The organism is Janthinobacterium sp. PAMC25594 (genome assembly GCF_019443505.1).
In the GTDB taxonomy this organism is placed as follows: Bacteria; Pseudomonadota; Gammaproteobacteria; order Burkholderiales; family Burkholderiaceae_D; genus Janthinobacterium.
In genome coordinates this window covers 2,033,321-2,056,741 of the sequence record NZ_CP080377.1, presented here as the reverse complement: position 1 = coordinate 2,056,741, position 23,421 = coordinate 2,033,321, and the positions used below count along the sequence as shown (strand labels likewise).

The 23,421-nt window shown below is 56.7% G+C and carries 22 protein-coding genes and 4 pseudogenes; 17 read left to right on the top strand and 9 right to left on the bottom strand.

The features are described from left to right. Positions 1–10: 10 nt before the first annotated feature. Both KY494_RS09130 and KY494_RS09125 read left to right on the top strand, forming a co-directional pair. Positions 11–901 (top strand): 2OG-Fe(II) oxygenase family protein, encoded by an 891-nt coding sequence (locus tag KY494_RS09130; protein ID WP_219890694.1) that lies wholly within the window; start codon positions 11–13, stop codon positions 899–901. Positions 902–972: 71 nt separating this feature from the next. Then, positions 973–2,151, top strand: a complete 1,179-nt coding sequence (locus KY494_RS09125) for an MFS transporter (protein ID WP_219890693.1) — start codon at positions 973–975, stop codon at positions 2,149–2,151. A gap of 508 nt (positions 2,152–2,659) precedes the next feature. On the opposite strand, the pseudogene KY494_RS09120 reads toward KY494_RS09125, so the two are convergent. Further along, positions 2,660–3,256: pseudogene (locus KY494_RS09120) on the bottom strand (integrase core domain-containing protein); the annotation flags it as partial. Between the two features lie 394 nt (positions 3,257–3,650). Between KY494_RS09120 and KY494_RS09115 the strand changes: the two are divergent. The 5 genes and pseudogenes from KY494_RS09115 to KY494_RS09095 all read left to right on the top strand — a co-directional run bounded on the left by KY494_RS09115 (position 3,651) and on the right by KY494_RS09095 (position 8,924). Continuing rightward, positions 3,651–4,784, top strand: coding sequence for a sensor histidine kinase KdpD (locus tag KY494_RS09115; protein ID WP_219890692.1), 1,134 nt, complete (start codon positions 3,651–3,653; stop codon positions 4,782–4,784). Positions 4,785–5,035: 251 nt separating this feature from the next. Further along, positions 5,036–5,611, top strand: a complete 576-nt coding sequence (locus KY494_RS09110) for a recombinase family protein (protein ID WP_219890691.1) — start codon at positions 5,036–5,038, stop codon at positions 5,609–5,611. Between the two features lie 4 nt (positions 5,612–5,615). After that, a pseudogene (locus KY494_RS09105) lies at positions 5,616–7,250 on the top strand (IS481 family transposase). Beyond that, the gene (locus tag KY494_RS09100; protein ID WP_219890690.1) at positions 7,240–8,211 is read left to right on the top strand and encodes an ExeA family protein; all 972 of its coding nucleotides are present in this window, start codon (positions 7,240–7,242) and stop codon (positions 8,209–8,211) included. Before KY494_RS09105 ends, KY494_RS09100 begins: the two are co-directional and overlap by 11 nt. An 8-nt stretch (positions 8,212–8,219) precedes the next feature. After that, on the top strand, positions 8,220–8,924 hold the full coding sequence (locus KY494_RS09095; protein ID WP_219890689.1) for a hypothetical protein: 705 nt from the start codon (positions 8,220–8,222) through the stop codon (positions 8,922–8,924). 155 nt (positions 8,925–9,079) lie between these two features. Here the strand turns inward: KY494_RS09095 and KY494_RS09090 are convergent. Together KY494_RS09090 and KY494_RS09085 are read right to left on the bottom strand one after the other, a co-directional pair. After that, positions 9,080–9,481, bottom strand: a pseudogene (locus KY494_RS09090) (IS481 family transposase); the annotation flags it as partial. Positions 9,482–11,339: 1,858 nt separating this feature from the next. After that, entirely contained in the window at positions 11,340–11,984 is a 645-nt protein-coding gene (locus KY494_RS09085; protein ID WP_219890688.1) for a beta/gamma crystallin domain-containing protein, read from the bottom strand. 528 nt (positions 11,985–12,512) lie between these two features. Between KY494_RS09085 and KY494_RS30120 the strand changes: the two genes are divergently transcribed. From KY494_RS30120 to KY494_RS09065, 4 genes and pseudogenes are all read left to right on the top strand, one after another. Beyond that, the gene (locus KY494_RS30120; protein WP_219890687.1) at positions 12,513–12,728 is read left to right on the top strand and encodes a transposase; all 216 of its coding nucleotides are present in this window, start codon (positions 12,513–12,515) and stop codon (positions 12,726–12,728) included. Positions 12,729–12,805: 77 nt separating this feature from the next. Further along, positions 12,806–13,354: pseudogene (locus KY494_RS09075) on the top strand (phage portal protein); the annotation flags it as partial. Continuing rightward, entirely contained in the window at positions 13,351–13,566 is a 216-nt protein-coding gene (locus KY494_RS09070) for a hypothetical protein (RefSeq protein ID WP_219890686.1), read from the top strand. The pseudogene KY494_RS09075 and the gene KY494_RS09070, both read left to right, overlap by 4 nt. A 636-nt stretch (positions 13,567–14,202) precedes the next feature. After that, a complete protein-coding gene (locus KY494_RS09065) occupies positions 14,203–15,351 on the top strand; it encodes an IS5 family transposase (RefSeq protein ID WP_219890685.1) in 1,149 nt (382 codons plus the stop codon). 35 nt (positions 15,352–15,386) lie between these two features. Here KY494_RS09065 and KY494_RS09060 read toward each other — a convergent pair whose 3' ends face one another. Next, on the bottom strand, positions 15,387–16,214 hold the full coding sequence (locus KY494_RS09060) for an IS5 family transposase (protein WP_219891541.1): 828 nt from the start codon (positions 16,212–16,214) through the stop codon (positions 15,387–15,389). Between the two features lie 143 nt (positions 16,215–16,357). On the opposite strand from KY494_RS09060, the gene KY494_RS09055 reads away from it, so the two are divergent. Both KY494_RS09055 and KY494_RS09050 read left to right on the top strand, forming a co-directional pair. After that, positions 16,358–16,825: an ankyrin repeat domain-containing protein gene (locus tag KY494_RS09055; RefSeq protein ID WP_219890684.1), complete on the top strand. Its 468-nt coding sequence runs from the start codon at positions 16,358–16,360 to the stop codon at positions 16,823–16,825. 75 nt (positions 16,826–16,900) lie between these two features. Next, positions 16,901–17,284: a hypothetical protein gene (locus tag KY494_RS09050; RefSeq protein ID WP_219890683.1), complete on the top strand. Its 384-nt coding sequence runs from the start codon at positions 16,901–16,903 to the stop codon at positions 17,282–17,284. Here the strand turns inward: KY494_RS09050 and KY494_RS09045 are convergent. After that, positions 17,225–18,019 carry an alpha/beta fold hydrolase gene (locus tag KY494_RS09045; protein ID WP_219890682.1) on the bottom strand — a complete coding sequence of 265 codons (795 nt, stop codon included), beginning with the start codon at positions 18,017–18,019 and terminating at the stop codon, positions 17,225–17,227. The two genes, KY494_RS09050 and KY494_RS09045, sit on opposite strands and share 60 nt — an antisense overlap. Before the next feature lie 327 nt (positions 18,020–18,346). On the opposite strand from KY494_RS09045, the gene KY494_RS09040 reads away from it, so the two are divergent. Then, a complete protein-coding gene (locus KY494_RS09040) occupies positions 18,347–18,628 on the top strand; it encodes a GFA family protein (RefSeq protein WP_258194761.1) in 282 nt (93 codons plus the stop codon). Positions 18,629–18,761: 133 nt separating this feature from the next. Here KY494_RS09040 and KY494_RS09035 read toward each other — a convergent pair whose 3' ends face one another. Both KY494_RS09035 and KY494_RS09030 read right to left on the bottom strand, forming a co-directional pair. Next, positions 18,762–19,145 (bottom strand): c-type cytochrome, encoded by a 384-nt coding sequence (locus tag KY494_RS09035; protein WP_219890680.1) that lies wholly within the window; start codon positions 19,143–19,145, stop codon positions 18,762–18,764. A gap of 204 nt (positions 19,146–19,349) precedes the next feature. Then, entirely contained in the window at positions 19,350–19,745 is a 396-nt protein-coding gene (locus KY494_RS09030; RefSeq protein ID WP_219135737.1) for a hypothetical protein, read from the bottom strand. A 470-nt stretch (positions 19,746–20,215) separates the two neighbouring features. On the opposite strand from KY494_RS09030, the gene KY494_RS09025 reads away from it, so the two are divergent. Both KY494_RS09025 and KY494_RS09020 read left to right on the top strand, forming a co-directional pair. Then, on the top strand, positions 20,216–20,584 hold the full coding sequence (locus tag KY494_RS09025) for a hypothetical protein (RefSeq protein ID WP_219890679.1): 369 nt from the start codon (positions 20,216–20,218) through the stop codon (positions 20,582–20,584). 100 nt (positions 20,585–20,684) lie between these two features. After that, positions 20,685–20,882 carry a DUF3079 domain-containing protein gene (locus KY494_RS09020; protein ID WP_034786630.1) on the top strand — a complete coding sequence of 66 codons (198 nt, stop codon included), beginning with the start codon at positions 20,685–20,687 and terminating at the stop codon, positions 20,880–20,882. 29 nt (positions 20,883–20,911) lie between these two features. On the opposite strand, the gene KY494_RS09015 is transcribed toward KY494_RS09020, so the two are convergent. Further along, the gene (locus KY494_RS09015) at positions 20,912–22,057 is read right to left on the bottom strand and encodes an MFS transporter (RefSeq protein WP_219891540.1); all 1,146 of its coding nucleotides are present in this window, start codon (positions 22,055–22,057) and stop codon (positions 20,912–20,914) included. 246 nt (positions 22,058–22,303) lie between these two features. On the opposite strand from KY494_RS09015, the gene KY494_RS09010 reads away from it, so the two are divergent. Further along, positions 22,304–22,921, top strand: a complete 618-nt coding sequence (locus tag KY494_RS09010) for a TetR/AcrR family transcriptional regulator (RefSeq protein WP_219135735.1) — start codon at positions 22,304–22,306, stop codon at positions 22,919–22,921. Here the strand turns inward: KY494_RS09010 and KY494_RS09005 are convergent. Then, positions 22,918–23,388: a GNAT family N-acetyltransferase gene (locus KY494_RS09005; protein WP_219135734.1), complete on the bottom strand. Its 471-nt coding sequence runs from the start codon at positions 23,386–23,388 to the stop codon at positions 22,918–22,920. The genes KY494_RS09010 and KY494_RS09005 overlap by 4 nt on opposite strands. Between the last annotated feature and the right edge of the window lie 33 nt (positions 23,389–23,421).

The following is a 23,421-nucleotide window of genomic DNA, read 5'->3' as shown; positions in this document are numbered from 1 at the left end:
AGAGCAAATTATGTTAACGAAGAGTGAATACCCATGGGCGAGTGCCAAACTCGAAAACGATGCGCTGGTGTTTGCCGCGCCAGGGGGCCTATCGCAGGCTTTGCAAGACGGTTTTTTTTTCATCGATATTCCCGCGCAACTCGATCTATCCGCCGGTGATCTGTTTGCGACGAACTTTTACCAATCGTGCAGCGGCGGCCCCTTTGATAGCTACCAGGGTTTTCACGCATGGAGTGCGGATCGGCTTGCCGAGCATGAAGGCTATTTCGTCCGCGATACCGACCAGGTTGAGCAGTTTTTCCTGGAGAGCCGTTTTTGGGATCGTGTCTTCCCGCCTGTGCTCACGCTCCAAGCGATAGCCATGCGCAATCTGGGCCTGGCCATCTTGCGGGCCGTGCTGGCGCAACTGGATATTCCTACGCAGTTGTGGAACCCGGCAACCGGAGGCTGCCTGTCCGATAAAGGTTCTTACCACATGACATTCAATCACTTCCGACCATCGGTCCGTGCGCGCGGACTCAATACCCACAAAGACTCTGGCTGGGTGACGGTGTTGCGATCTCTGGAACCTGGCTTGGAGGTGCGACGAGGCGATAGTTGGCTGCCGATCACGCCGCGTGCGGGCACATTCATTGTCAACTTTGGCTGTGCGATGGAGATGTTGACGCGCCACTCGCACACCCCCGTTGCTGCCGTGGCACATCGCGTGGCCGAGCAGCGGCCGGACGGCAGAACGTGTCCTGATCGCTTTTCCTACGCTCTATTTCTCGACAGCGGCATGGGTGAGGACTTGTATCAATACGATGCGGCGCACGGCCTAGTCTCCACGATGCCCTTTAAAGAGTTTCTCGACAATATACTTCGCAATACCTATCAATTGGGTACCGAAGGACTCTACTGACCTCGCCCGCACCCATGAATAATCGCTCCACTATCTCTTCCACCTCCGTGCAAGCGCCGCGAAACAGTCGCATGTTTCTCCTAGTCTTGGCAATGACCGTCTATTTCGTCGGCTTCACCGAATTCATGCTGTCGTCGATGTTGAGTCCACTGGCGCAAGCCTTTCGGACCTCTCCTGCGGGGGCGAGCTGGCTGATATCGAGTTATGCCTGTTCCTACGCGCTGGCCGCGCCCGTGTTTGGCTATTTTTCGGACCGGGTCAATCGGGAACGCCTATTGCTCGTTGCCTTGTTGTTGTTTGCCGTCGATGGCATCGGCATCGTCTTCGCCCCATCTCTGGAAGTGGCGGTTGGGTTGAGAATTTTTGGCGGCATGGCCTCGGCCGCGCTCATCCCCGTGGCATTCGCCTTGATTGCCGATGTCGTTGAGCGCGAGCGCCAAGCGGCAGCGATGGGCGTCGTGATGCTCGGTATGACACTGGGCATTGCCGCAGGGCCAGCGCTGGCCGGGATACTCACGGACCTGTACAGTTGGCGCATGCCTTTTCTCTTCTCCTTTGTCGGCTGCCTGCTCGCGTTTGCTGTCGGCGTTCGCGTGATGCCGCGTCGTATGCAGCACACTGTTACGACAGCGCAGCCGGGCTTGAGTTGGTTAAAGAACGGGGCAGTGCTCAGGCCGCTGATCGCCAAAGGCGCATGGAACGGCACCGCAGTCGCGGCATTCTTGCTTTCGGGGCAAGTGCTGCAACAACGCTATGGTTTTAGCGCTTCAGGGGTCGGGCTCACCGTTACGGCCTTTGGCATAGGTTTGGGGATGGGCAATCTCTCGGCGGGATGGCTGCGAAAATTATGCGGTCGTGAAGAAGTCTCGCTGGTGTTCGTGACCGTACTGGTGACGATATCCATCTCATTGTTCATGTTGTTACCGTTACCGTTGCTCGGCTCCCTGGCTTGCCTGACTTGCTGGGGCGCGGCCTTGGGCGCAGGTGCGCCCTCGAGTACCGTGATCTTGGCTGCGCGGGCCGGTGCGGACAAGGGGATGGTGTTGGCATTTGCGGAAACCCTCAACAATGTCGCGATCTTGTGTTCGGTTCCTCTCGCGATGGACAGACTCATGGCAGATGGACCGCGATCGGCCATGCCGATTTTGGCTGTCGGACTCAGTATTGGATTGGTGCTCACGCTGGCGGATCTCGTGTTGAGCCGGAAGTCCGGCGCTCAGCACTACACGGATAGCGATGTTGCAATCTAGTCTTACTGTGTCACAAAATGAATTATGTCCGGGCCATAGGGGGAAGCAGGAACTGCCGAAAATTCCGGGCTGCTGTATCCCACTCGTCAGCTTGAGCCATAGTCCATTCTGACAAGCAGCGACGCGGAATTTTCTGGGGTTCCGGCTTACATCCCGGTTATGTCGCAGTCGAGCCTCCTGTCGACGGCCGGCCATCAGCCCGAGAGAGTGGATGGCCGGTGTGAAGGGATGCCTGGGATCCATGGTGCTGGCGGCGCGCCTGGTGAGCTCTACGAGGACAGGTGCATCGTGACAGAATGCGTAAAGGCTCCCCATTTCAAGTTGCCAAACGGGACTAGCCATGTAGGCGAATGCAATGGTGAGACCGTCGGAGAGTCATCGACTGTGGTGACTAACCCATCAAAGGCGCCAAAACGAATGGTAGTGGGTGGCATTGAACTGCCTGAAGCGTTGGTTAAGCGGCGCAAAGCACTAACGCTCCGTAAACCTGGTGAGGACGGCCGGGTACCTACGTGTCAAAACCCGCTTGGTTGTACACGTACTTAACGAATAATTCGGGCTTCTTTATTTGCCAGTCCTTGAGTGATTAAATCGGTGTCATGTGGTTTAACGCGCGCTGCGGAATGCTGTTGTTGTAGATCTTCAGATAGCTGCGTAGGGTCGATTCGAGCTCTGCAGCGGACGTGAACCGGGTCTTGCTGACGACCTCGCTGATGCGTCCGTTAAAGCGCTCCACCATGTCGTTCGTTTGCGGATGACGCGGCGGGATGAGGCGGTGTTCAATGCCCAATTGCTTGCAGAGTCGATCGAACACATGGTTGCTAGTCGGTATCTGCTTGCCGTCGGCATCCTTCTTCCTGCTGGTGTAGCGGTCGGTGAATTGGCTGTCATTGTCGGTCAACAGTTTGATGATGGTGACCGGGCAGGCATTTTTCAGCTTGATCAGGAAGTCGGTGCTGCTGCTGTCGGACTGGTCGGCATAGATCTCCATGAAGACCCAGCGTGTGGCGCGGTCGATAGCGACGAACAGGTAGCGCCGCGATGACTCGTCCGGCATCTGCGGCAGGTACTTGATGTCGATATGGATGAATCCCGGCTCGTAGTTGTAATGACCTGCATTTGAACCAGGCCCGACCAGCATTCCAACCGATTCTCAGCCAGGAATACCTGCAACCGAAGGCCCCCTCAAACCAGCATTTGCTGCGAATGAACCCGCATTTATCCGCGCCGACCTGCATTCCATTGCCGCGAACCAGCATTATCTGCAACTGACCAGGATGTGCTACACCGCCATAATATCGGCCAGTACGCCCAACCAGCGTTTATTGACGTGGTGGAACGGAGCCGTTCTGAACATACACCTGAGTCAGTGGAGAAGAATCCATACCGGACGCAAGCAAGCGCTACCCATCTTGAAGAAGGAAGTTTTTCAGACACTACCAAAACTTGTAAAAACTATGCTAGATTTCCTATAACAAGTAATAGAAGGAGAATCTTTCATGTTGCATCATTTTTTGTTAAATAACCGGGACGAGTTGACTGCTCGCTGTCGGATTAAAGTGGGGCACCGTCCTGGTCGCTCAGCTACAGAAGTGCAGCTTCAGAACGGCATCCCCTTATTTCTTGACCAGTTAATCAGAACCCTCGTTGTTGAGCAAACACCCGAGCGGGAGAATAGCGAACTTATTTCAGGACCGGCCGGAGGAGGCGTAGCACTGTCAGAAGTGGGCGCGTCAGCCTCTCAACACGGCAAAGATCTGTTGGAGCTGGGTCTGACCGTTGACCAGGTAGTGCACGACTACGGAGATCTTTGCCAATCTATTACTGATCTGGCGGTGGAACAGGATGCACCTTTTGAGGTGGATGAATTCCGTACACTGAACCGATGCTTGGACAACGCCATTTCTGATGCAGTATCAGAGTTCGGCTATCAAAGGGATGGCCTTCATGCCGCACGATATACCGATGAGTTGAATCAGCGGATAGGCTTCTTCGCTCACGAACTTAGAAATTTGCTTGGAACGGCGTCGCTTGCCTTTGCAGCTGCCAAAGCTGGTAACCTCAGTTTTACCGGCGCTACGGGCTCGATTCTTGAACGAAGCCTGAATGGCCTCGAAAAATTGATCACGAATTCCATACAAGACGTTCGTTCCGCAGGGCAGACTGAACTCACCTTGAACTCTTTTTCTCTTGCTGGTTTTATCCAGGAGATTTACGACGCCGCCATGCTCTCAGCTCAGGTGTACGGTTGCGCGCTCCGCACCTTGCCGGTAGATGCCGACTTGGCGGTTAGAGGGACGCGGGATCTGCTTATTGCTGCAGTCGCCAACCTATTGCAGAATGCGTTCAAATTCACCGAGCCAGGTACAGAGGTCTTGCTGACAGCGTATGCGCAGGGGGACCGAATCCTGATTGATGTCAAGGATCATTGCGGCGGGTTGTCGACTGGGGTAGCGGACACCATGTTCCTACCTTTCTCGCAAGCCGGAACTAATCGAACCGGGATAGGCCTCGGGCTGACCATCGCAAAACAAACAGTAGCTGCGAACGACGGCACGTTGACAGTGCATAGTCTTGATGGGATCGGCTGTGTTTTCACCATCAGCCTGCCTCGCCACAGTATACCCACCTGATTTCGCCGACGGCGAACCTAACTTACCAATTCGCGGTCAGCGACTTGTGATGTGTCGAATGTGCAAGACCGCCATTTCAACATACGGACTTCGGTAACGCCCCAATCGTGTCCAACAAATGAGGGTTTTTTGCACTCCCGCGCCCGGCCGACGGGCGGCGGGTAGCGCAAGCACAAAGACCATCCACAATCCCTTTCCAATATTCAAAGTCCAGCTATACTGAATTTTCGTGATTTACTGGACAAGTCGCCATGCTGATCGGCTACGCTCGTGTTTCGACCGACGACCAGAACCTTGACTTGCAGCGCGATGCGTTGCAGGCTGCCGGTTGCGAGCGCGTCTTCGAAGATATGGTGAGCGGTGCCAGGGCGGACCGAACCGGACTGGCCACCCTCATGAGCATGCTGCGCGCCGGCGACACGGTGGTCATCTGGCGGCTGGATCGGCTGGGCCGGTCGCTCAAGAACCTGATCGAACTGGTCGAACGGCTTGAAGCCGCCAAGGTCGGGCTGCGCAGCCTGCAAGAGAACATCGACACCTCGTCGAGTGGGGGCAAGCTGGTCTTTCACCTGTTCGGCGCATTAGCCGAGTTCGAGCGCAACCTGATCCGTGAACGTACCCAGGCCGGGCTGGTCGCGGCGCGCGCGCGTGGCCGCATGGGCGGGCGGCCGAAGCGCCTCGATCCGGTCAAGCTCGCGCTTGCCGTGAAACTGCACCGAGAGCGCAACCACACCGTTGAGGAAATCTGCAAGATGATGGGGATTTCCAAATCCACGCTCTACAACTACATCGACAAGGCTGAAAGCGATGGCGGCCGGGTGGCGTAAGCAAATTCCGGCCGAATCGCTGCTGCAATTGCGGCAGCGGCTTGACCGCTTGCCTCACAAAAGTCCGGAGCGTGCCGCCCAGGTGCGCGCCATGTCTGAGCTGTACGGCATCTCCACCACGTCGGTGTATCGCGCCCTGAAGGACTTTCTGAAGCCGCGCGTCGTCCACCGCATCGATCATGGCAAGCCGCGCGTGCTGCCGAAATCCGAACTGGAGCGCTACTGCGAGCTGGTCGCCGCCCTCAAGCTGCGCACCACCAACAAGCAGGGCCGTCACCTGTCCACGAAGCGCGCCATCGAGCTGCTGGAGGAATACGGCGTCGAGACGGTGCAGGGACTAGTGCGCGCGCCGAAAGGCGTGCTGACGCGCAGCACGGTCAACCAGTACCTCACACTTTGGCACCTCGACCAGCCACGACTGCGCCGGCAGCCCCCAGCCGTGCGCTTCCAGGCCGAGCACAGCAACGACTGCTGGTAATTCGACATGTCGCCGTCCGACCTCAAGCGGATCGACAAGCCTGACTGGATCGAACCTGGCAAGGGCGAGCCGACGCTGATGCTGTACAGCGTCGTGGACGACCGCAGCGGCGTACCCTACCAGGAGTATCGCTGCGTCTATGGCGAGGATGCCGAATCGGCGCTGCGCTTCCTGTTCAACGCAATGGCGGCGAAGGCGGACCCCGAATACCCGTTCCAGGGACGGCCGTTGATGATCTACCTAGACAACGGCCCTGTCGCCAAGAGCCGGGTATTCCAGAACGTAATGCACGCGCTGGGCATCGAGTGGATGACGCACATCCCTGCCGGCAAGGACGGCGAGCGGGTCACCGCGCGTTCCAAGGGAAAAGTCGAACGGCCGTTCCGCACGGTGAAGGAAGCCCACGAGACGCTGTACCATTTCCACAAGCCGGAAACCGAGCAACAGGCGAACGAATGGCTGTTTCGCTACCTGATGCGCTACATTCGCCAGGATCACCGCTCCGAGCAGCATTCGCGCATCGAGGACTGGCTCGCCAATTTCCCGAGCGGTGGCATCCGGGAGATGTGCGCGTGGGAGCAGTACTGCCGCTTCGCCCGCGAGCCGGAACGGCGTCGAGTGGGCGTGGATGCGCGCGTGTCGGTCGAGGGCACCAGCTACGAAGTCGAGCCGGACATGGCCGGCGAATACGTGCTGCTGCTGTGGGGGCTGTTCGACAACGAACTGTACGTCGAGTACGAAGGCGTGCGCACCGGCCCATACTATCCGGTCGCCGGGCCGATCCCGTTGAACCGCTACCGTGCATTCAAGCGCGGCGCGGCTGACGCGCGCGCCGACCGTATCCGCACTTTGGCCGACCAGCTTAAGCTGCCCATCGAGGCGCTGGCCGGCAAGGAGCTGCACCTAGCTCCACTGAATCTACCAGGTGAATTGCCAATCCAGCCCTTCGACGCCGAGGCGCACGAATTCCATTTTGCGAACGTCATCGTGGCCAAGCTCGCAATTGCGGACGAGCTGGCCAGGCCGCTGGCCAAGCTGTCGCAGGAGGATCGCGCCGTCATCGACCAGGTGCTGAGCGAGACGCTGACACGCAGCGTCGTGCTCGCACGCATACGAGATTATTTCCGAAACAAGAAGACTGGAGAGGACCATGCGAGTTGAAGTGATGCAGTACTACGGGTTGACACAGCCGCTCAGCCAGGCCGGCTACTACGAAACCGACCACCACAAGCAGCTGATCAAGGACATCAAGGGCGCGGTCCTTGAGGGGCGGCTGATCGCCCTGTGCGGTGTAGTCGGGAGCGGCAAGACGGTCACGCTGCGCCGCCTTCAACAGATTTTGAAAGACGAGAACCGCGTGGCCGTCGCCAAGTCGCTGTCCGTGGAAAAGCACAGCATCAAGCTGGCCATCCTGATCTCCACGCTCTACTACGACCTGACGCAGGACAAGCAGGTGCAAATTCCCAAGCAGAGCGAGAAGCGCGAACGCGAATTGCAGGAAATCGTCAAAAAGGGGAAGCGGCCGGTGGCGCTGTTCGTCGACGAGGCGCACGACCTGAACGGCCACACACTCATCGGCCTCAAGCGCCTGATGGAAGTGGTCGAGGACGCGGGCGGCCGACTGTCAGTGATCCTGGCCGGCCATCCGAAGCTGCGCAACGACCTACGCCGGCCGACCATGGAGGAAATCGGCTACCGGACCGACATCTTCACGCTCGATGGCGTCGCCGGCAGCCAGCGCGAATACATCCTGTGGCTGCTTGGTGCCAGCTCTGCCCCGAACACCGATCCAGAGTCGATCCTGGACGGTGCGGCCATCGATATCCTGTCCACCAAGCTGCGCACGCCGCTGCAAGTCCAGTTGCACCTGACCCTGGCGCTGGAAGCAGGCTACCAGACCGGCGAGAAGCCCGTCACGGCCGCGCTCGTGGAAACCGTGCTGTCGCGCCAGTTGGACGATCTGGAGCCGACCTTGACCCGCCATGGGTACAGGCTGAAGGACATGGTCGAACAATTCGACGCCAAGCCTGCGGAAATCCGCGCGCTGTTCAACAACAAACTCGAACCGGCGCGCACAGCGGAGCTGCGCGACCGGATGCTCGCTGCTGGCCTGCCCATCTAATCTTGTACATGAAATTTAAACAATTTACAGTCGCCAACTGCTTTTCGTCCTTCATGCTGCCGCACGTTCTCTTCGTTGACGAATTCGAGACGCGGAAGAAGGCCACCATGAGCTGCTGCCTTGCCTGGAATATCAGCCTCTTTCCTGAAATCGAGCAGGAAAGCCACGTCGAGCGGATTTGGAAAATGGTTGAGGCCGACAACCGAGACGCAGCGCCTCCCGGCTTGGAACAGGGATTCAAGCAGGACCTGCGCTTGCTGGTGGAGCAGAAAAATGAACTGTTTACGTGGACGCATACGAATATCCCGAATGCGGATTTGATCGGAGCGGGCGTCCACGATGTCTTGAGGATCGCCACCGGCACCGGCACGACCGAGGAAATCGAAATCCTTGCCTGGCCGAATCCGACCGGATTACCGCTCATCATCGAGCACCTGCGTGGAATCCAGAGCGACACGGCCGCCCAGGTTGGCCTGTTGGAGCAGGCCCGCCGTACCCCCGGAGCATTTACTGACATCGAGGCAACCCAGATGACGACCGCGTATTGCGTGCAGCGGGCCGATCTGGTCGGTTACCAGCGCATTCTGACGGTTTGGCGCGACACCCAGCCGGCACCGAGCGTCAAGCGGGTCATAGGTCACTGGATGGGCGTGCTGGCCGAAATCGAGGCCGATACCAAGGCCGTGTTGAACATCCTGGTCAGTTGCAGATAATGCTGGTTCGCGGCGATGAAATGCAGGTCGGCGCGGATAAATGCAGGTTCATTTGCAGCTAATGCTGGTTTGAGGGGGCCGTCAGTTGCAGTTATTCCTGGCCGAGAATCGGTTGGAATGCTGGTCGGGCCCGTTTCAAATGCAGGTCACTACACGTAGTCCTTGAAGGTTTTTTTCTTAGCCGGCTCACCGCTCTCCTGGAGCACCAGGTCGGTCAGTTGGGACACGCCATGGCGGCGCAGGCAGCGCCCCAGGCCAGCACGGGAGACGGCGGGATTGATGAACTCGCGCGTGATGGCCAGCAGGTCGTCGGTGGGCAGCAACAGCGTCGTGCGCAGTTCGACGACGATCGCTTCCTGCGCTGGCGTGAGCGTGGTGTGCAAGGTGTCGGGACGATGTGAGCGGTCCTCCGCACTATCGCGTCCCTGCCACTTGCGAATGGTCTGGCGGGTCACGTTGTAACGGCGCGCCAGTTCCGCCTGGGTTAATGTCGACTCCCGAGTCTCCTTACGGATTAGGTGGGTCGTTCTGGCAAGGCTATGCAGGGCTTGGCTCATGGTGCGCGCTCGGATTCGCTGGAAAAAAGTAATGTACTCAAAACGTGCCGAGCTTTGAAGAGGGGCCAGCTACGGATGGGTGCATAATCACACGAATCTAAACACCTACGGTCTCCCAGCGCATCAAGGTGAGACGTACGAGCTTATCGTGGATGCGCTAGATGACGTCTACTGGGTTACTCAACACCAGCGTTAAATCGGCGCCGAACGTAGCAGTAGCGACTACTTCGGTTAAAGCGAAGAAGACCGCGCATGCTGCCGCCGGTTTCATCGCTTGGTGGCAACGCTGACTGGCACTGGCCGACCAGACCCCGAAGCGTCTGGTCGGCCGCATCCGCCGTCAATCCGCGCGCTTGTTGAACACCTGAAGGAATTTAACGCTTGGCATATTTGGGATGGGAATTCTGGTGGCTGGGATGATGGCTCTCTTGGAAAAGACATTCACTGCGTGTGCTGGGTACCTTTATCGTGGTTGGCCTTTTCCTCCACTTGGTCAAGTAGGAAATGCGGCGCTGAGATGTCCAGGCACGGCCGACGTGCGTGCGCCTACAATGGCCTAACGGGAGGGATCGCGGGCAATATCGCCTCAAGTGGCAACTTGGCGTTTATGCGGGCTTTTTCGATTCAGACGTGCGCCGCGAAGAGGGCATCCCGCAACCGCCCTCGGCGGCCCTGGTAGTTGGGGGCTTTCGGCGCCAGAGAACCAACTCACCGTCGCCCAGGCAACCGTCGCCAATGAAAGCATACAATGCGGTGCGCACTGATCTGACCGAACAATTCAAGAGATAGGTATTGGCAACCCGGCGGCAACATCCGCCACGATCCTCAAATTTGTCGACAGCCCAGAACCGCCGTTGCGCTTGCCTTGGCCGGACTTGGCGTTGCGCCTGCGATGACGAACTAAGTTAGGCGGTCTGATACGCTGCGTCCAATCACCTCGAAATCCCAGTACAACCTGCTTGCAGCGAGCCTGGTTCATCAGTTATGATTCCCCATCGGGGGTACAGATTTTGGTACAAATGAGTGGTACAAAGTGTTTTTTCAAAGCCGCTTAAGTCTTTGATTTAATAGGATATTAATTTTTGGCGTCGAATCTCACCGCTTCCGCCAGGAAATAAAGAAACCGCCTTCGGGCGGTTTTTTATTTCCTGGCGGAAGCGAGCAGGGCGCCTTCGCGCCCTGCGTGTGAGATTCGAAGGGCTGGGCCTACCGGCCCAGCCCGCCCCGAATCCTCCAATCGCTGCCGCTGCGCGGCAGCTTCACGTGCCGCAGGCGCGCGTTCGTGGTTCTAATTAGGTCTTCAACTGAGCCACCTTCCACGCCACCCAACGCACCAGTCCGTGTCTGAATGGCGGACCTGACCCTTGCGTCCGCTTGCGTCCGATCAGGATGTCAAATGGATTGATGCGCGAGTGTATGAACAACGACCCTGACGGAGTTCCTTGTTGGTCCATAGAAGTGAAAAAATGAGATTCCCAATTGTCAAGAAATTGCTTTTCACCGCATCCCTGTTGGTATGCATCCCGCTTCTGGCCGCTAACACGCCGTGCTCCGGTCGCAAGGGCGGAATTTCTCACTGTGATGGCGCAACCTTCGTCTGCAATGACGGCTCGATCAGCGCATCGAAAAAAATATGTTCTGCCGCCGGCCAACCAGCCAGAGTGCCAGTGGCCGATACTTCGGGTTGCACCTGCCGCAGCGGCAACTATTGTACCGGGCCGCGTGGCGGGCAGTATTGTTTGAGCGACAGCGGCGCCAAGAGTTACCGGCGCCACTGATTTCTTTTCCAATTATTCCCTATTGCATCTCGACATACCTGTCTTCCCGCAGTGACGCGAGGTGCACGTATGCTCGTTGATTATTTCCAGGTGAATTTGAATAAATTACCTTCCTGCGTATAGCTCAGACTTGCCGATTCATATTCCGGGATGTTTTTTGCATGAGGCTTGCCATCCTTCCAATAGAAATGGAGGGAGCCATTGGGGGACTCATACTCGCCGTTGGATTTTCTGACGAATATCGCCGTCACCACGGGTTTGGTTTCGATATCGGTTTCCTTGAGCGTGACGAATGCGCGCGGAATATTCGGGTCGATTCCTTGCTCCGGCTCGGGATTAGGTTGCGTGACAGAACCGAAACCCGCGCTCTGGAGCGTCATGCTGCGCCGCAGATCGGTGCTGTCGTCGAACGTGAATAACAACGCATGGTGGCCGACTTTATTGAGCACCACAAAAGCGCTCATGCCACCCACATTGATATTGCCCGTATCGGTATTCAGTTCGTTCGTAGGTGCCCCAAAACCTGCATGACGAAATGCCAAGATTTTGCAGGCGGCCCCCACCTTAACCGAATTCAATCGATCGTTCAGATGGCGGTAACTTTTGTAAATATCGACTTCCGCGCCCAGTGTGGACAGATAGGCTTTGCCTTGGAAGTTTTGTCCCTCATAGAAAATAACCTGATTTTGATCCGGCGTGGTCAGCGTGGTTTCAGTCAGTGACATAACGGCTCCTTAATTAAAATCAATGCATTTTCTCCCGGTATTACTCACCGTGCGCTTTGGGTGGATGCGCGGGTGTGATAATGCGATGCGTCCATTGCTGTACCTCTCGCAATATTCCCATCGACACTTTTTCAATCGATTTCCGTAGTAGATATAATAATATTTAAATTAATATGGAAATTTGTAAATAATTTCCAATCTGAAATTCATTGTTTTATTGGAATCTGTCAATTTAATATCCATGGAACTTAAGTATTCTCTGCCTTGGAAGATAGAGAAATTTGATATATATCAAATGGAACGAATGTTAAAAAATATTGTGCTGACACATGATTTTCAATTGCGCGTCTGATGGGCACCTCGAAAAAACACCCAAGCTCTGGAATGATGTAGGCGAGCCGATTCTGACTTTATTCTAATGATCAAAGCCAGCCTATTTTCCGACTAGGAATGCGAAGCGAAGCTGAATAAGCTTGACGATGTGCTGCGAGGTGATGGAATAGCATGTCGATTTCGCGGAGCTGGCGTATGCATAGCCAACGTAAGGGCAGCCAAGACAAGCCGATCTCAGAAACGAAGGAACGCCGGAATAAACGCATCGCCAAAACTCGGGCGCGTGTGGAACACGTCTTCGCGGGCTTGGCACTGATGGGCGACAAGGTGCTGCGCTCGGTCGATCTACCGAGCGCTACGCTGCATTGGAATTGGAAAGTCGCCGCATACAATTTGCAGCTCCTTTGCTAGTCAGTTGGTGGCGTCCACCTTGGCAAGGTCCGTCTTCGGCCAGGAGCTGTTTTTGACACATCGAACGAATCAAATAACCTGATGTAAACCAGGAGCTGTACGGCGTGCCGCAGTACCTGAGCGCGCTGCAATCAGCCTGGCTCAACGAGGCGGCCACCTTGTTCCGCCGCAAGTACTACAAGAACGGTTCGCATGCGGGATTCGTGTTTTACATGACGGACGCCGCCGCCAACACGCAGGACGTGGACAAGCTGCGCCAGGCCATGCGCGACAGCAAGGGCCCTGGCAACTTCCGCAATCTGTTCATGTACGCGCCGAACGGCAAGAAGGACGGCATCCAGATTCTGCCCGTGTCGGACGTGGCCGCCAAGGACGAGTTTTTTAACATCAAGAGCGTCACGCGCGACGACCAGCTGGCCGCGCACCGCGTGCCGCCGCAGCTGATGAGCATCCTGCCGAACAATGCCGGCGGCTTCGGCGCCGTCGAACCGGCCGCGCGCGTCTTCGCGCGTAACGAGCTGGTGCCGCTGCAGGCGCAGTTCGAAGCGATCAACGAGTGGGCCGGCGTGGAAGTGGTGAGGTTTGCCCCGTATGACCTGGCTACGGGCGGGGAGGGCGCGGCATGAGCGACCACATCGATAACACCGACAAGATCATCTTCGCCGAGGTGGCGCGCGGCCTGGCCGCTGTGCGGCGCCGGCCCGCCCTGGTGGCGCATGGCTGCTGCCACTACTGCGACGAGGCGCTGGCGCCCGCGCTGCTGTTCTGCGATGTGGACTGCCGCGACGATTACGAAAAGGAGCAAGCGGCCAAGGTCCGCGCCGGCCGCCCAGGATGACCGCCACGCCGCGATAGTCGGCAGGGCGGGGCCGCGCTAGCGCAGCCGCGCCGGAGCGTCCCAGCCATAGCCATCTATGAGACGGCTTTTTCACGTCCCGACGAATGATGTTGCACCAAAAGCAAGAAAAAAGCCCATTTCAGCCCGGTGCGCGCAGTTGTCCCCCCCTCCACACCTGCCCGCTATATAGGGCTCTTTTGACTCAACTTTGCGCCATGGCCGAAGGCGCATGAGCACTGGCGCGGCGGGGCGGAGAGGGGGCATGCGATTTGACGCATTTTGACGCACTTTTGAGCCATTTTTCACGGCTCGTTTCCTTGGCAATGTATGCTTATTTTTACTCGGCGGCGAGCCTGTGTGTGCTGCAAATAGCCAATTCAGCGCATTGGAAATTACGAGCCAGGCTTTTCTCAAATATTAAAATTGGCATCAGTAAAGTATAATTTTTCTGATCAGGTTAGCCTCGCTAAATACCTGCGCGATAGCAGCTTGAGAGAAATTAAGCTAAGTTTAATTTTTTTAAAAAACTAAATTGATATTAGTCCGCCGTTCAGGAGTTCTGGTTGCACTAAGAGGGTGTAGACAAAATCAATACCGGAGTTGTGGCATGCTATCGCGATGTGGGAGGAGCATGCCATGGCAACGAAATATCCACTCGACGGCACGGAGCCGTCAAGCAGAGCCGGCGGCAGGCCACCTGCGTTGAAGCCTGAGCATATCGCATTTTTACACGATATCGTAATGGAGCGCGCGCAGGCCAGCTTGCAGGAAATCGCCGACGAACTTCATCACCGCTGTGCTTTACGCGTGTGCGCAGCAACGATTCGTCGCGCGCTACGCGCGCTAGGTGTCGTACGGCTCAAGCCGGTACACCGGACCTTCGCTGTGCGAGCCGAAGGAACGAAGCGGTATGGCTACACAGCAGCCCACAGGCGCGAGGCCATCTCGCCATACAGCACCAACCTGACAGATGCGGAATGGGAGCTGGTTGCCGATTTGTTCGAACGTATGCCGGGACAGCGCGGCAAGCCCGTGCGTTACAGTCGCCGCGATCTCGTCAACGCGTGTTCTTACGTGCTGCGCACCGGCTGCGCATGGCGGCTGCTACCGGAGACGTTTCCACCCTGGCAGGCGGTCTACAAGGCGTTTTCGCGCTGGGTTGGCGCAGGTGTATTCGAACAGATGCAAGACCGGCTACGCGAACAATGGCGTATCCGCATGGGACGAGCAAGTACGCCAAGCGCGGCGGTGATTGATGCACAGTCCACCCGTATCTCGCCGCAAGGTGGCGAAAGCGGATTTGATGCAGGCAAGAAGATCAAAGGGCGCAAGCGTCATCTCGTGGTCGATACGATGGGGCTGCTCATCGCAGTGTCGGTCACCGCCGCGAGCGTGCAAGATCGGGATGCCACACCAGCGGTGGTGACGCAAGCGTGCAGCAAGAGCCCTCGCCTCGAGAAGCTCTATACCGACGGTGCCTATGGCGGAAAATGTGCGCATGCCATCGAGCAGGCACACGGTATTCGCGTTGAAGTAGTTCGTCATCCAGCCAATGGCACCACCGGAACGCTACACGATCCCAAGATCGCTCCTGTGCATGATGCGGCTACAAATGCCGGATTCATGGTCCTTCCCATGCGCTGGGTCGTCGAAAGGACCCATGCGTGGACTGAACGCTGGCGCCGCACGGTAATGCATCACGACCGCAAACTCGATGTCTCGGCAGCTTGGGTTTGGTTGGCTGAAGCGCGTATGCTACTCAACAGACTCGCTTATAAGAGTTGATTTTGTCTACACCCTCTAAGAGACGGTTTAATAACTTAGCGGAAATTTAGTCGATGCAGCAGCAACGATCCCATGGCCAGATAGATCATGTTTTCCGACACGTCAATGCGCTGTTCGTAGTCACGCACCAGACGCCGGTAACGCATCAGCCATGCGAACGTTCGCTCGACCACCCAGCGCCTTGGCTGAACAGCGAAACCTTGCTGCCCCTGCAGACGCCGCACGACTTCCACAGTAAAGTCGAGAAACGCGGCCTTGTCCATCAACTGTCTGCGGTCGTATGCAGCATCCCCAAACAGATGCTTCACCCACGGCCAGCGTTTGATCAATCCATCGAGCACCATCTGCGCGCCAGTGGAGTCGGCAATGTCGGCTGGCGTCAGGTTTATCGCCAGCAAGCGACCATCCGTGTCGACCGCAATGTGGCGTTTGCGCCCGCTGAGTTTCTTGTTGGCGTCATAACCTCGCGTTCGCGCGCCGGGTGCTTTCACGCTCTGGCTATCGACAACACCGGCACTCGGCAGCACCTCCCGCTCATTGCACAAGCGATCCAGCATCAGCGCCAAGTCATGAATGGTACGAAACAGCATGCGCCGCATCAGGCGCCGAAACCAGTAATAGACCGTCTGATACGGCGGGAAATCATTGGGCAGCATGCGCCACTCGCATCCGGACCGCACCATGTAACGCAGCGCATTGATCACTGCGCGCAAGTCCGTCTTGCGAGGTCTTCCCGTCTTCGCTTGCCTTGGCAGCAGCGGCGCGATCAGGCGCCACTCTTCATCTTTCACATCTGTGGGATAGCCACGTTTGAGTGCCGTCCTCACCTGCTGATGCCGGTTTCGATTCTCTTGCGTCCACATCATCAATCGCTCCAAAAACATCAAAGATGCTTTGACCCGAAAGTTGCTATGAAGTTTTTAAACCGTCACTTAGCAGTCATAGCTCTTTATCTTAAGCTGACTTCAAACTTTATAGAGCCAGATATGCACAGGTCAAGCTGTGATTGCTGACCCTGGGCACTATGCGGGCACCCACCAGTGCCGCGCACGATCCACTGTTGCGTGAGGTCCTGCGCCGCTCCAAGGTCTCCATGGCAGGTATGCTGGGTGACCAGGATGGCATGGCCCAGGCAATGAAAAATCCGGAATATGCAGCAATTTTCCAGAGCGTCGTGCAAACCATGGTCGGCGATCTAGTATCGCAATACCCGATTCCCAAACTACTGGAGATCATCAAAATTTTGCTCGAACACGGCGCCAATCCCAATGCCATCGTCAACGCTCCGGCGAAGGGGAGGACGGCCCTGATGCTCGCCGCCGAGAGCGATAGTGTGCCGGCGTTCGAGCTGATCCTGCGCCATGGCGGCGATCCCTTCCGCAGGGATCATGCCGGTGCCGACAGCAGGCAGATCGCCCGCAGTTTTGGTGCGCGTCGGGTGCTTGACTGTATGCATAGCCGGGGCATGCTATAGGACTTAGCAGCGTCCAAGCAATGGGGCCGTTGAGCGAGTGCAACCTCATGCTCTTACCGAAGTTTTCATCTACGTGTGCGCAATTCCATTAACGGCATCCCCACCGGCACCAACTACACTGTCGCCTTCGGGAACGTCGATGGGCAATACGTCGTCGAGCTGCGCAAGGAGTCGCGCGTTCCTGTGATTGTCCTGACCGCAAACGAGTTGTTTGCGCCGCATTCACTTTGCGAAGTATGGGGGAAACTGGGCGGTAAACATGATGAGTTAGCAAACGTGTGGGGGATCCGGACAGAAAATTTGCGCATGCTTGCCGATTTGACTCAGCAACTCTATCTACAACTGCCACCCGACAGTGCGTGGCTGAGGGTGAAGTGGGAAAACGGTAACGCGCGGCGTCTAATCAGCTTTCCGACTGAGCTGATTGATAAGAAAATCGTACACCACCTCCATGAATAAAACAGGAGAATCTTTGTAGACCTCGTGCCCTGCATATGGGATGTTCAAGAAGGCAGAACCTTTTATTTGATCTCGTAGGTCAGCGATGCACTTTAACGAACAAAGATGATCTTCGTCGCCACGCACCAGCAACGTTTGTGCCGTGATCTGCTTGATCAGATTGCCAGGGTAAGCGCTGTGTTTTATATTTGTCCAGAGCGATACAACCGATTTGATCAACGCATCAAAGTCTGGTTCTGGATTGTTCTCTCTGTAGTAGGAGACTGCATCGGGAAACTTTGTCTCCCAGAAATCAGCCGTCACGCCACTTAACATAGGAAGGATCGGGGCGTCCGCTTCCATTTGACTTTGAGCCGCCACAGCCACCAGTCCCTTGATCCGCGCAGGGGTTTCAGCGGCCATGCGCAAGGCGGTGATACCACCGTCACTAAAGCCCAGTATGGAAAAACAATCGATGTTCAAGTGTGCCAGAATAGCTTCAACATCTGCTTGATATCGTTGATAGGTCAAGCGGGATTTCCCGAGCATCGACTTGCCGTGCCCACGAAAATCAACGCCAATCAATCTAAATTCATTTGCAAGTTGACCGACAATACCATTGAAGTCTGTGAGGTTGCCTAAGCCGCCGTGCAGTAACAGCAATGGACTCCTTATCGGATTGCCTATGATTTCAAAGTATATTTCGGCATCATCAACGGATAAGTGCTGGCCTGAAGAGTGAGTAAAAGTAGTCATGGTGAATTTATCCCTGTAACTTTTTGGTTTTTGGTTTTTGATTCGCCGATCATACGTAGGTTGACTGTCAGTTTTTGTCAGTATCTGATCGGTATCTGGCCCTCACGCCCGTATGGTGCTTTCTGCTTTAGCTTCTGAAAAATTCCTCCATGTGTACCTTGTCTGTCCAGAAGTACTGTGTAAAAATACAGTGTCAACTTTCAAAAAGGACATCTCATGATCAAAGGTAGTTGCTACTGTGGCTCAGTAAAGTTTGAATTGGCATCACCCCCGAGCATGATGGGCATGTGTCACTGTTCTCGTTGTCGGAAGGCCGGAGCGAGTGCCTTGGCCTTTGTTGATAAAAATTCATTTACCTTGCTGGAGGGGCGAGAATTTATTCAACGATATGAACCAGAGCCTCCCTTTAAATATGCAAGAACTTTTTGCAAAAATTGCGGAACCTCGTTGGGGGAAGTTGGCTCAGAGAGTGATTCATTTCCAATATCGGTTAACTGTCTGGATGATGACCCTGAGGTAAGAATGCAATTTCATGTTTATGTTGGCTCCAAGCCTGCTTGGTATGAAATTTGTGATAATGCAAAGCAGTTTCAAGAAAGTCCGGCATAATGAAAAAAGCCAGTCATTTGACTGGCTTTTTTATCGTACTCTTGATATTCCGAAGAATTTCGATGTTCGTTTGCTGCCTTCGCGCCCTTCGAATCCTCCAACGGCAACTTCGCGGACCAATATTATCTGAAAATCATCGATTCTTTAAAATCACACCACTCATGTATTGATTCAAGTCGCGAAAATCCTGAACTTTCCAGGCGTACGCCGATATTTTTACGCCATTTTCTCGCAAAGTTTTTGGAATCAAGTCGCCATTCGGGCGAAGTATGACTGATGAAACAATAACGCCAGGATAATCTTTCAGACGTTTTTTGAAGGCGGATGTTGTAAGGTCAGGCGTGGGAGGATTACTTTTATTTGCCAATGGGCCGGTTCCCCTGATATCTGTTCCATGACACATGGAGCATCGCTGTACATAGAGATTTTTCCCGTTGATATTATCCGCGAAGGATGGGGGTGCTTGAATTAGCGATAGCATTCCTAGCGAGGCGATGAATGATATTTTTATTTTCATGTGGTCTTGTTGTATCAATAAATCTGAGTCGATTATTATATCTGCCGTTGTTCGGTTGCACCAGATTAGTGATTCAGAAGCGAAATTGTGGTGCCAGTGCTAAGGCAGCGCCGCGTGGTTCCGCTGATCTCCTCGGTTGAGCCAGTTTCTACGACGGCCAGCACCTCAGTTCGTGTGCAATGCCATGGAATGACCCCGATGTGCTCATGTATGCGCCATCGGCTCCTTATTGATTGGTACGAACACTTCCCATTTCTTTTGCATCGTGGGTTTTACGGTCTGGCCGCAACTTACAGCAACATTCGGTCCAGACAGGCCATGGCTCTTCGGAACCCATTTCACGCGCAGAGATACCGCGCATTTGGCAACCAGAATCTTCCGGTTCGGCTCCATGGCCTGCCAGTTTGTTCCATTTTTCAGATTTTCAGCTGCAATGAACTGTACAGCGGCATCCCTTATCTCAAACAATCCATGTATGTCACCTCGTGTCCGATCCTCGTCAAGAGTGGTAGCAAACGCCGATGAGGCACCCGCAACAAGAAAGAAGGATCCAGCAAGGGTGGCGTACACGCGTTTATTCAATCGTAACGGTAGCAACATATTTATAATCCTTGTCAAGTTTGCTTTTTATCAGATAAGTTTCAGCGTGCCTGCTTGCGTGAGCTGGCCGCCTCGGTCTTGATGAGCGTTAAATGCGGGTATGCATCTTGTCTATGGCGCGACTGGAGCCTCATGCCGCGCCAGCCCCTGCCCGCAAGACAGAACCGCTTATTGCTCCATTATCTGGCAGAAGAGGTTTCCCATGCGCGATCTCCTTACGCTCGTGAACCGATGAAAAACATCACTGTCGTATATCGTCATAACTTTTCGATGCCATGTCCTACTATCCCACGCTCGGTTTTGAAGCTGCCGGCAATGCATACGTCATTCGGCGCAAACACTGAGTGAGCGCTTACAAGAACTCTTGCACCCTTATGTGACCTGTCTACACCCTCGCCGAAGCCCTGGCACAAGACCCCGATCGCGTCGCCAAGACGCAATCGCTGACCCTTGACAGCGCCAAGCCCCACATGGGCCTGAAAGGCAGGCACGGCCTGTTCGCCTCCGAAGCATGGTGGGACGGCATCAAAGCCGGCCGCCTCCAGACGCAAACGGTGACGGGCAGCATCGAACGCACGTATTTCGCGGGCCAGGATAGCCGCCATGGCGATCAAGTCAACAGCTTCACCCTGCGCCTGGCTGACGGTTCGACAGTCGACGAAAGCATCTACACGCACAGCAAGCAGGACATCAAGTTGTTCGTGCCCGGCGCCATTGTGACGATGGTGTATGCGCTGGACGAACTCAAGGCACAGCCGGCCGCCGATGGCAGTGTCAATATGGCGCGGACCGTGCTGGAAGTGTACTGCGTCTTGCCGACACACCAGCCATCTGCATAGAATTGATCCCAGACAAATTCCCCACCGAAATTCGTTTGACCGCCCCCCGCGCCAGGTCTAGAGTCAACAAGGAACCTTCAACCGACCACGATCGCCTCCCATGGCCAAGCCCTTTCCCTTGAACCCCAAGAACCCCGAACGCATCTGTTGGGGCTGCGACAAGTATTGTCCGCCGGATGCCATGCGTTGCGGCAATGGTTCCGAGCGCACGCAGCATCCTATCGAGCTGTTTGGCGAAGGCTGGAATGACTGGGGGCTGGCGGCCGCTGATAAAGAAGAGGCGGAGAAAAAACCTTGACGGTGCGGGCGGCTGATTAAACGGTTGCCTCAGTGCCCGGCCACGGGCGCGCCGCCGCTGCGCCGTCCCGGTCGGAAGCCATGTTTGCGGGCCGACCAGGCGACCGCGAAAGCCAGCACCAGCAAAGCCACCATGGCCCAGGGAAAGGCGCCCGCGCCCCAGGTTTCCAGCAGGGCGCCACCCACCACGCCCGCGGCCGCAATCGCCCCATTCCACGCCACCACGTTCATTGACAAGGCCACGTCGGCACCGCTGCCGGCCGTGTCGGCCAGTGCCGTTTGCAACAGCGTTGCCGCCCCGCCAAAGCTCAGGCCCCAGACGGCCATGCCGACATAGATGACAGCAGGCAAGTGCGACCCGACGCCCAGCACCAGGGCCGTCGCGGCGAACGCGGCCAGGCTGAACAGCACGGTGGCGCGCAGGTGGCGCTCGACCAATTTCCCCGTAATCCAGATGCCGGCCATGGCGGTGGCGCCGAAGACGAGCAGCACCAGGTCGATGCGTCCCGTCAATCCGGCAGGGGCCACAAACGGGGCAATGTAGGTGTAGAGAATGTTGTGCGCCAGCATCCAGGCGATGACGACGGCCAGCACGGGCCGCACGCCCGGCGTCGTGAAAACGCGGCGCAGGGGCAGGCGTTCATGGACGGACTGGCCCGGGTAGTCCGGCACTTTCGCCAGCACCCAGGCGATCAGGACTAATGTCAGGGCGGAAATGATCCAGAACGCGGCGCGCCAGCCCACCAGCGAGCCGAGCAGGGTACCCAGCGGCACGCCCAGCGACAGGGCGATGGGCGCACCCACCATGGCCAGCGCCAGGGCGCGGCCTTGCTGGTGGGGCGCCACCATGCGCCGTGCATAGCCGGCCAGCAAGCTCCACGCCAGCCCGGCCGCCATGCCGGCAAAGAAGCGGGCCGCCAGGGTCAGCCAGTAGTACGACGACAGCGCCGTGACGGTATTGAACACGAGAAAGCCGATGATGGTCAGCAGCAACACGTTGCGGCGGCGCCAGCCGCGCGTGGCGATGGTCAGCGGAATGGCTGCCAGCAAGGAACCGAGCGCGTAGGCCGTGACCATTTGCCCGGCCAGCGCGGCGCTGATGCCGAGGCCCGCGCTGATCTGCGGCAGCAAGCCGGCGGGCAAGGTTTCCGTGACGATGCAGATAAAACCCGTCATGGCCAGGGCCAGCAGGCCGGCGACGGGGAGGCGGTCGGCCAGCACGGGGCTGGTTCCGGTAGTGATAGTGGCGTGATTCACGGCAAACATCCTTGTAAAGAGATCAGGCGCAGGAGTGCCCTGACCGTCATGGCGGTATATATATATCGATCGGTATAAATATAGGCGATGGCGCGCTCCGTTGTCAATGACTTCTGTATCGAGTAGTATGTAAGTAGAAAATGCGTAGATGAGAAGGAGCGATGAATGGCGCAAATGGGACGGCCGCGCACGTTCGACCGGCAGGCAGCCGTCGAGCAGGCCATGTTTTTATTCTGGCAGCAGGGATATGAATCGACGTCCTTGAGCCAGCTCAAGGCGAGCCTGGGCGGCGGCATTTCCGCGCCCAGCTTTTATGCGGCGTTCGGCTCGAAGGAAGCGCTGTTCCGCGAAGCGGCGCAATGCTATCTGGGCACCTTTGCGCGCGTGACGGAATGTCTGTGGGACGATGGCCTGGCGCCGCGCGCGGCCATCGAACTGGCCTTGCGCCAGTCGGCCCGCATGCAGTCTGATGCGGGCCATCCGCCCGGCTGCATGGTAGCGCTCGGCTGCATGAGCGCGCCGACGGCCGAACATGCGGCCGTGGCCGCGCCGCTGACGGCTTCGCGCGCGCACACGCGTGCCGGCTTCGTGCATTGCGTCGAGCGGGGCATGGCCAGCGGAGAGTTATCCGCGCAGACGGATGGGGTAGCGCTGGCGGCCGTGTTCGACAGTTTTCTATCGGGCGTGGCGATCCAGGCCCGCGATGGCGTGGGCTACGCCGTGTTTGACCCTGCCATTACGCAGATCCTGCGCGTGTGGGATGCCAATCGCGTTAAAGCCTAGGCTGTCAGGCGAAACTCCAGCACATCGTCGCCATACTTGTCGGTCTCTCCCGTCGCGGTCCAGCCCAGGTAGCGGTAAAAACCGTAGGAGCGCGAGGCGGGGTCGCTGGAGCAGCCGAGGAACAGCCGCTGGTGGCCCCGGGCGCGAAGGTCGGCCATCACCAGTTCCAGCAAGGTCTTGCCTATCCCCAGGCCTTCGAATTCCGGCAGCAGGGCCAGGACGATGATTTCGCCCGTGTCGCGCTCGCCGAAGCAGTAGCCGACCAGTTGGCCGTCATGATGGCAGACCTGGCCGGGCAGGCTGCCTGAGCGCATCATTTCCGCCCAGGTGTCGGCCGTGATGCCCACTTCCGCCAGGCGTTCCTGGGAAACGGCGTTTTGCCGCGTCTTGCCGCGCAATGCGATGAAGGCCGGGGTGTCTTCCGCCTTGGCGGGATGAAAAGTAATCGATGCTGGATGTGTCGTCATGTGTGCGTGAATTGTTGTGAATTGTTGGATGGT

Excerpts from the sequence above, each read along its gene's own strand:
- KY494_RS09070 (WP_219890686.1), top strand. The coding sequence starts at position 13,351 with ATGAGCGACCACATCGATAACACCGACAAGATCATCTTCGCCGAGGTG.
- KY494_RS09095 (WP_219890689.1), top strand. The coding sequence starts at position 8,220 with ATGAAATTTAAACAATTTACAGTCGCCAACTGCTTTTCGTCCTTCATG.
- KY494_RS09005 (WP_219135734.1), bottom strand. The coding sequence starts at position 23,388 with ATGACGACACATCCAGCATCGATTACTTTTCATCCCGCCAAGGCGGAA.
- KY494_RS09125 (WP_219890693.1), top strand. The coding sequence starts at position 973 with ATGTTTCTCCTAGTCTTGGCAATGACCGTCTATTTCGTCGGCTTCACC.
- KY494_RS09020 (WP_034786630.1), top strand. The coding sequence starts at position 20,685 with ATGGCCAAGCCCTTTCCCTTGAACCCCAAGAACCCCGAACGCATCTGT.
- KY494_RS09015 (WP_219891540.1), bottom strand. The coding sequence starts at position 22,057 with ATGACGGGTTTTATCTGCATCGTCACGGAAACCTTGCCCGCCGGCTTG.
- KY494_RS09065 (WP_219890685.1), top strand. The coding sequence starts at position 14,203 with ATGGCAACGAAATATCCACTCGACGGCACGGAGCCGTCAAGCAGAGCC.
- KY494_RS09115 (WP_219890692.1), top strand. The coding sequence starts at position 3,651 with ATGTTGCATCATTTTTTGTTAAATAACCGGGACGAGTTGACTGCTCGC.
- KY494_RS30120 (WP_219890687.1), top strand. The coding sequence starts at position 12,513 with ATGCATAGCCAACGTAAGGGCAGCCAAGACAAGCCGATCTCAGAAACG.
- KY494_RS09025 (WP_219890679.1), top strand. The coding sequence starts at position 20,216 with ATGGGCCTGAAAGGCAGGCACGGCCTGTTCGCCTCCGAAGCATGGTGG.
- KY494_RS09045 (WP_219890682.1), bottom strand. The coding sequence starts at position 18,019 with ATGACTACTTTTACTCACTCTTCAGGCCAGCACTTATCCGTTGATGAT.
- KY494_RS09060 (WP_219891541.1), bottom strand. The coding sequence starts at position 16,214 with ATGTGGACGCAAGAGAATCGAAACCGGCATCAGCAGGTGAGGACGGCA.
- KY494_RS09100 (WP_219890690.1), top strand. The coding sequence starts at position 7,240 with ATGCGAGTTGAAGTGATGCAGTACTACGGGTTGACACAGCCGCTCAGC.
- KY494_RS09085 (WP_219890688.1), bottom strand. The coding sequence starts at position 11,984 with ATGTCACTGACTGAAACCACGCTGACCACGCCGGATCAAAATCAGGTT.
- KY494_RS09130 (WP_219890694.1), top strand. The coding sequence starts at position 11 with ATGTTAACGAAGAGTGAATACCCATGGGCGAGTGCCAAACTCGAAAAC.
- KY494_RS09110 (WP_219890691.1), top strand. The coding sequence starts at position 5,036 with ATGCTGATCGGCTACGCTCGTGTTTCGACCGACGACCAGAACCTTGAC.
- KY494_RS09035 (WP_219890680.1), bottom strand. The coding sequence starts at position 19,145 with ATGAAAATAAAAATATCATTCATCGCCTCGCTAGGAATGCTATCGCTA.
- KY494_RS09010 (WP_219135735.1), top strand. The coding sequence starts at position 22,304 with ATGGCGCAAATGGGACGGCCGCGCACGTTCGACCGGCAGGCAGCCGTC.
- KY494_RS09030 (WP_219135737.1), bottom strand. The coding sequence starts at position 19,745 with ATGTTGCTACCGTTACGATTGAATAAACGCGTGTACGCCACCCTTGCT.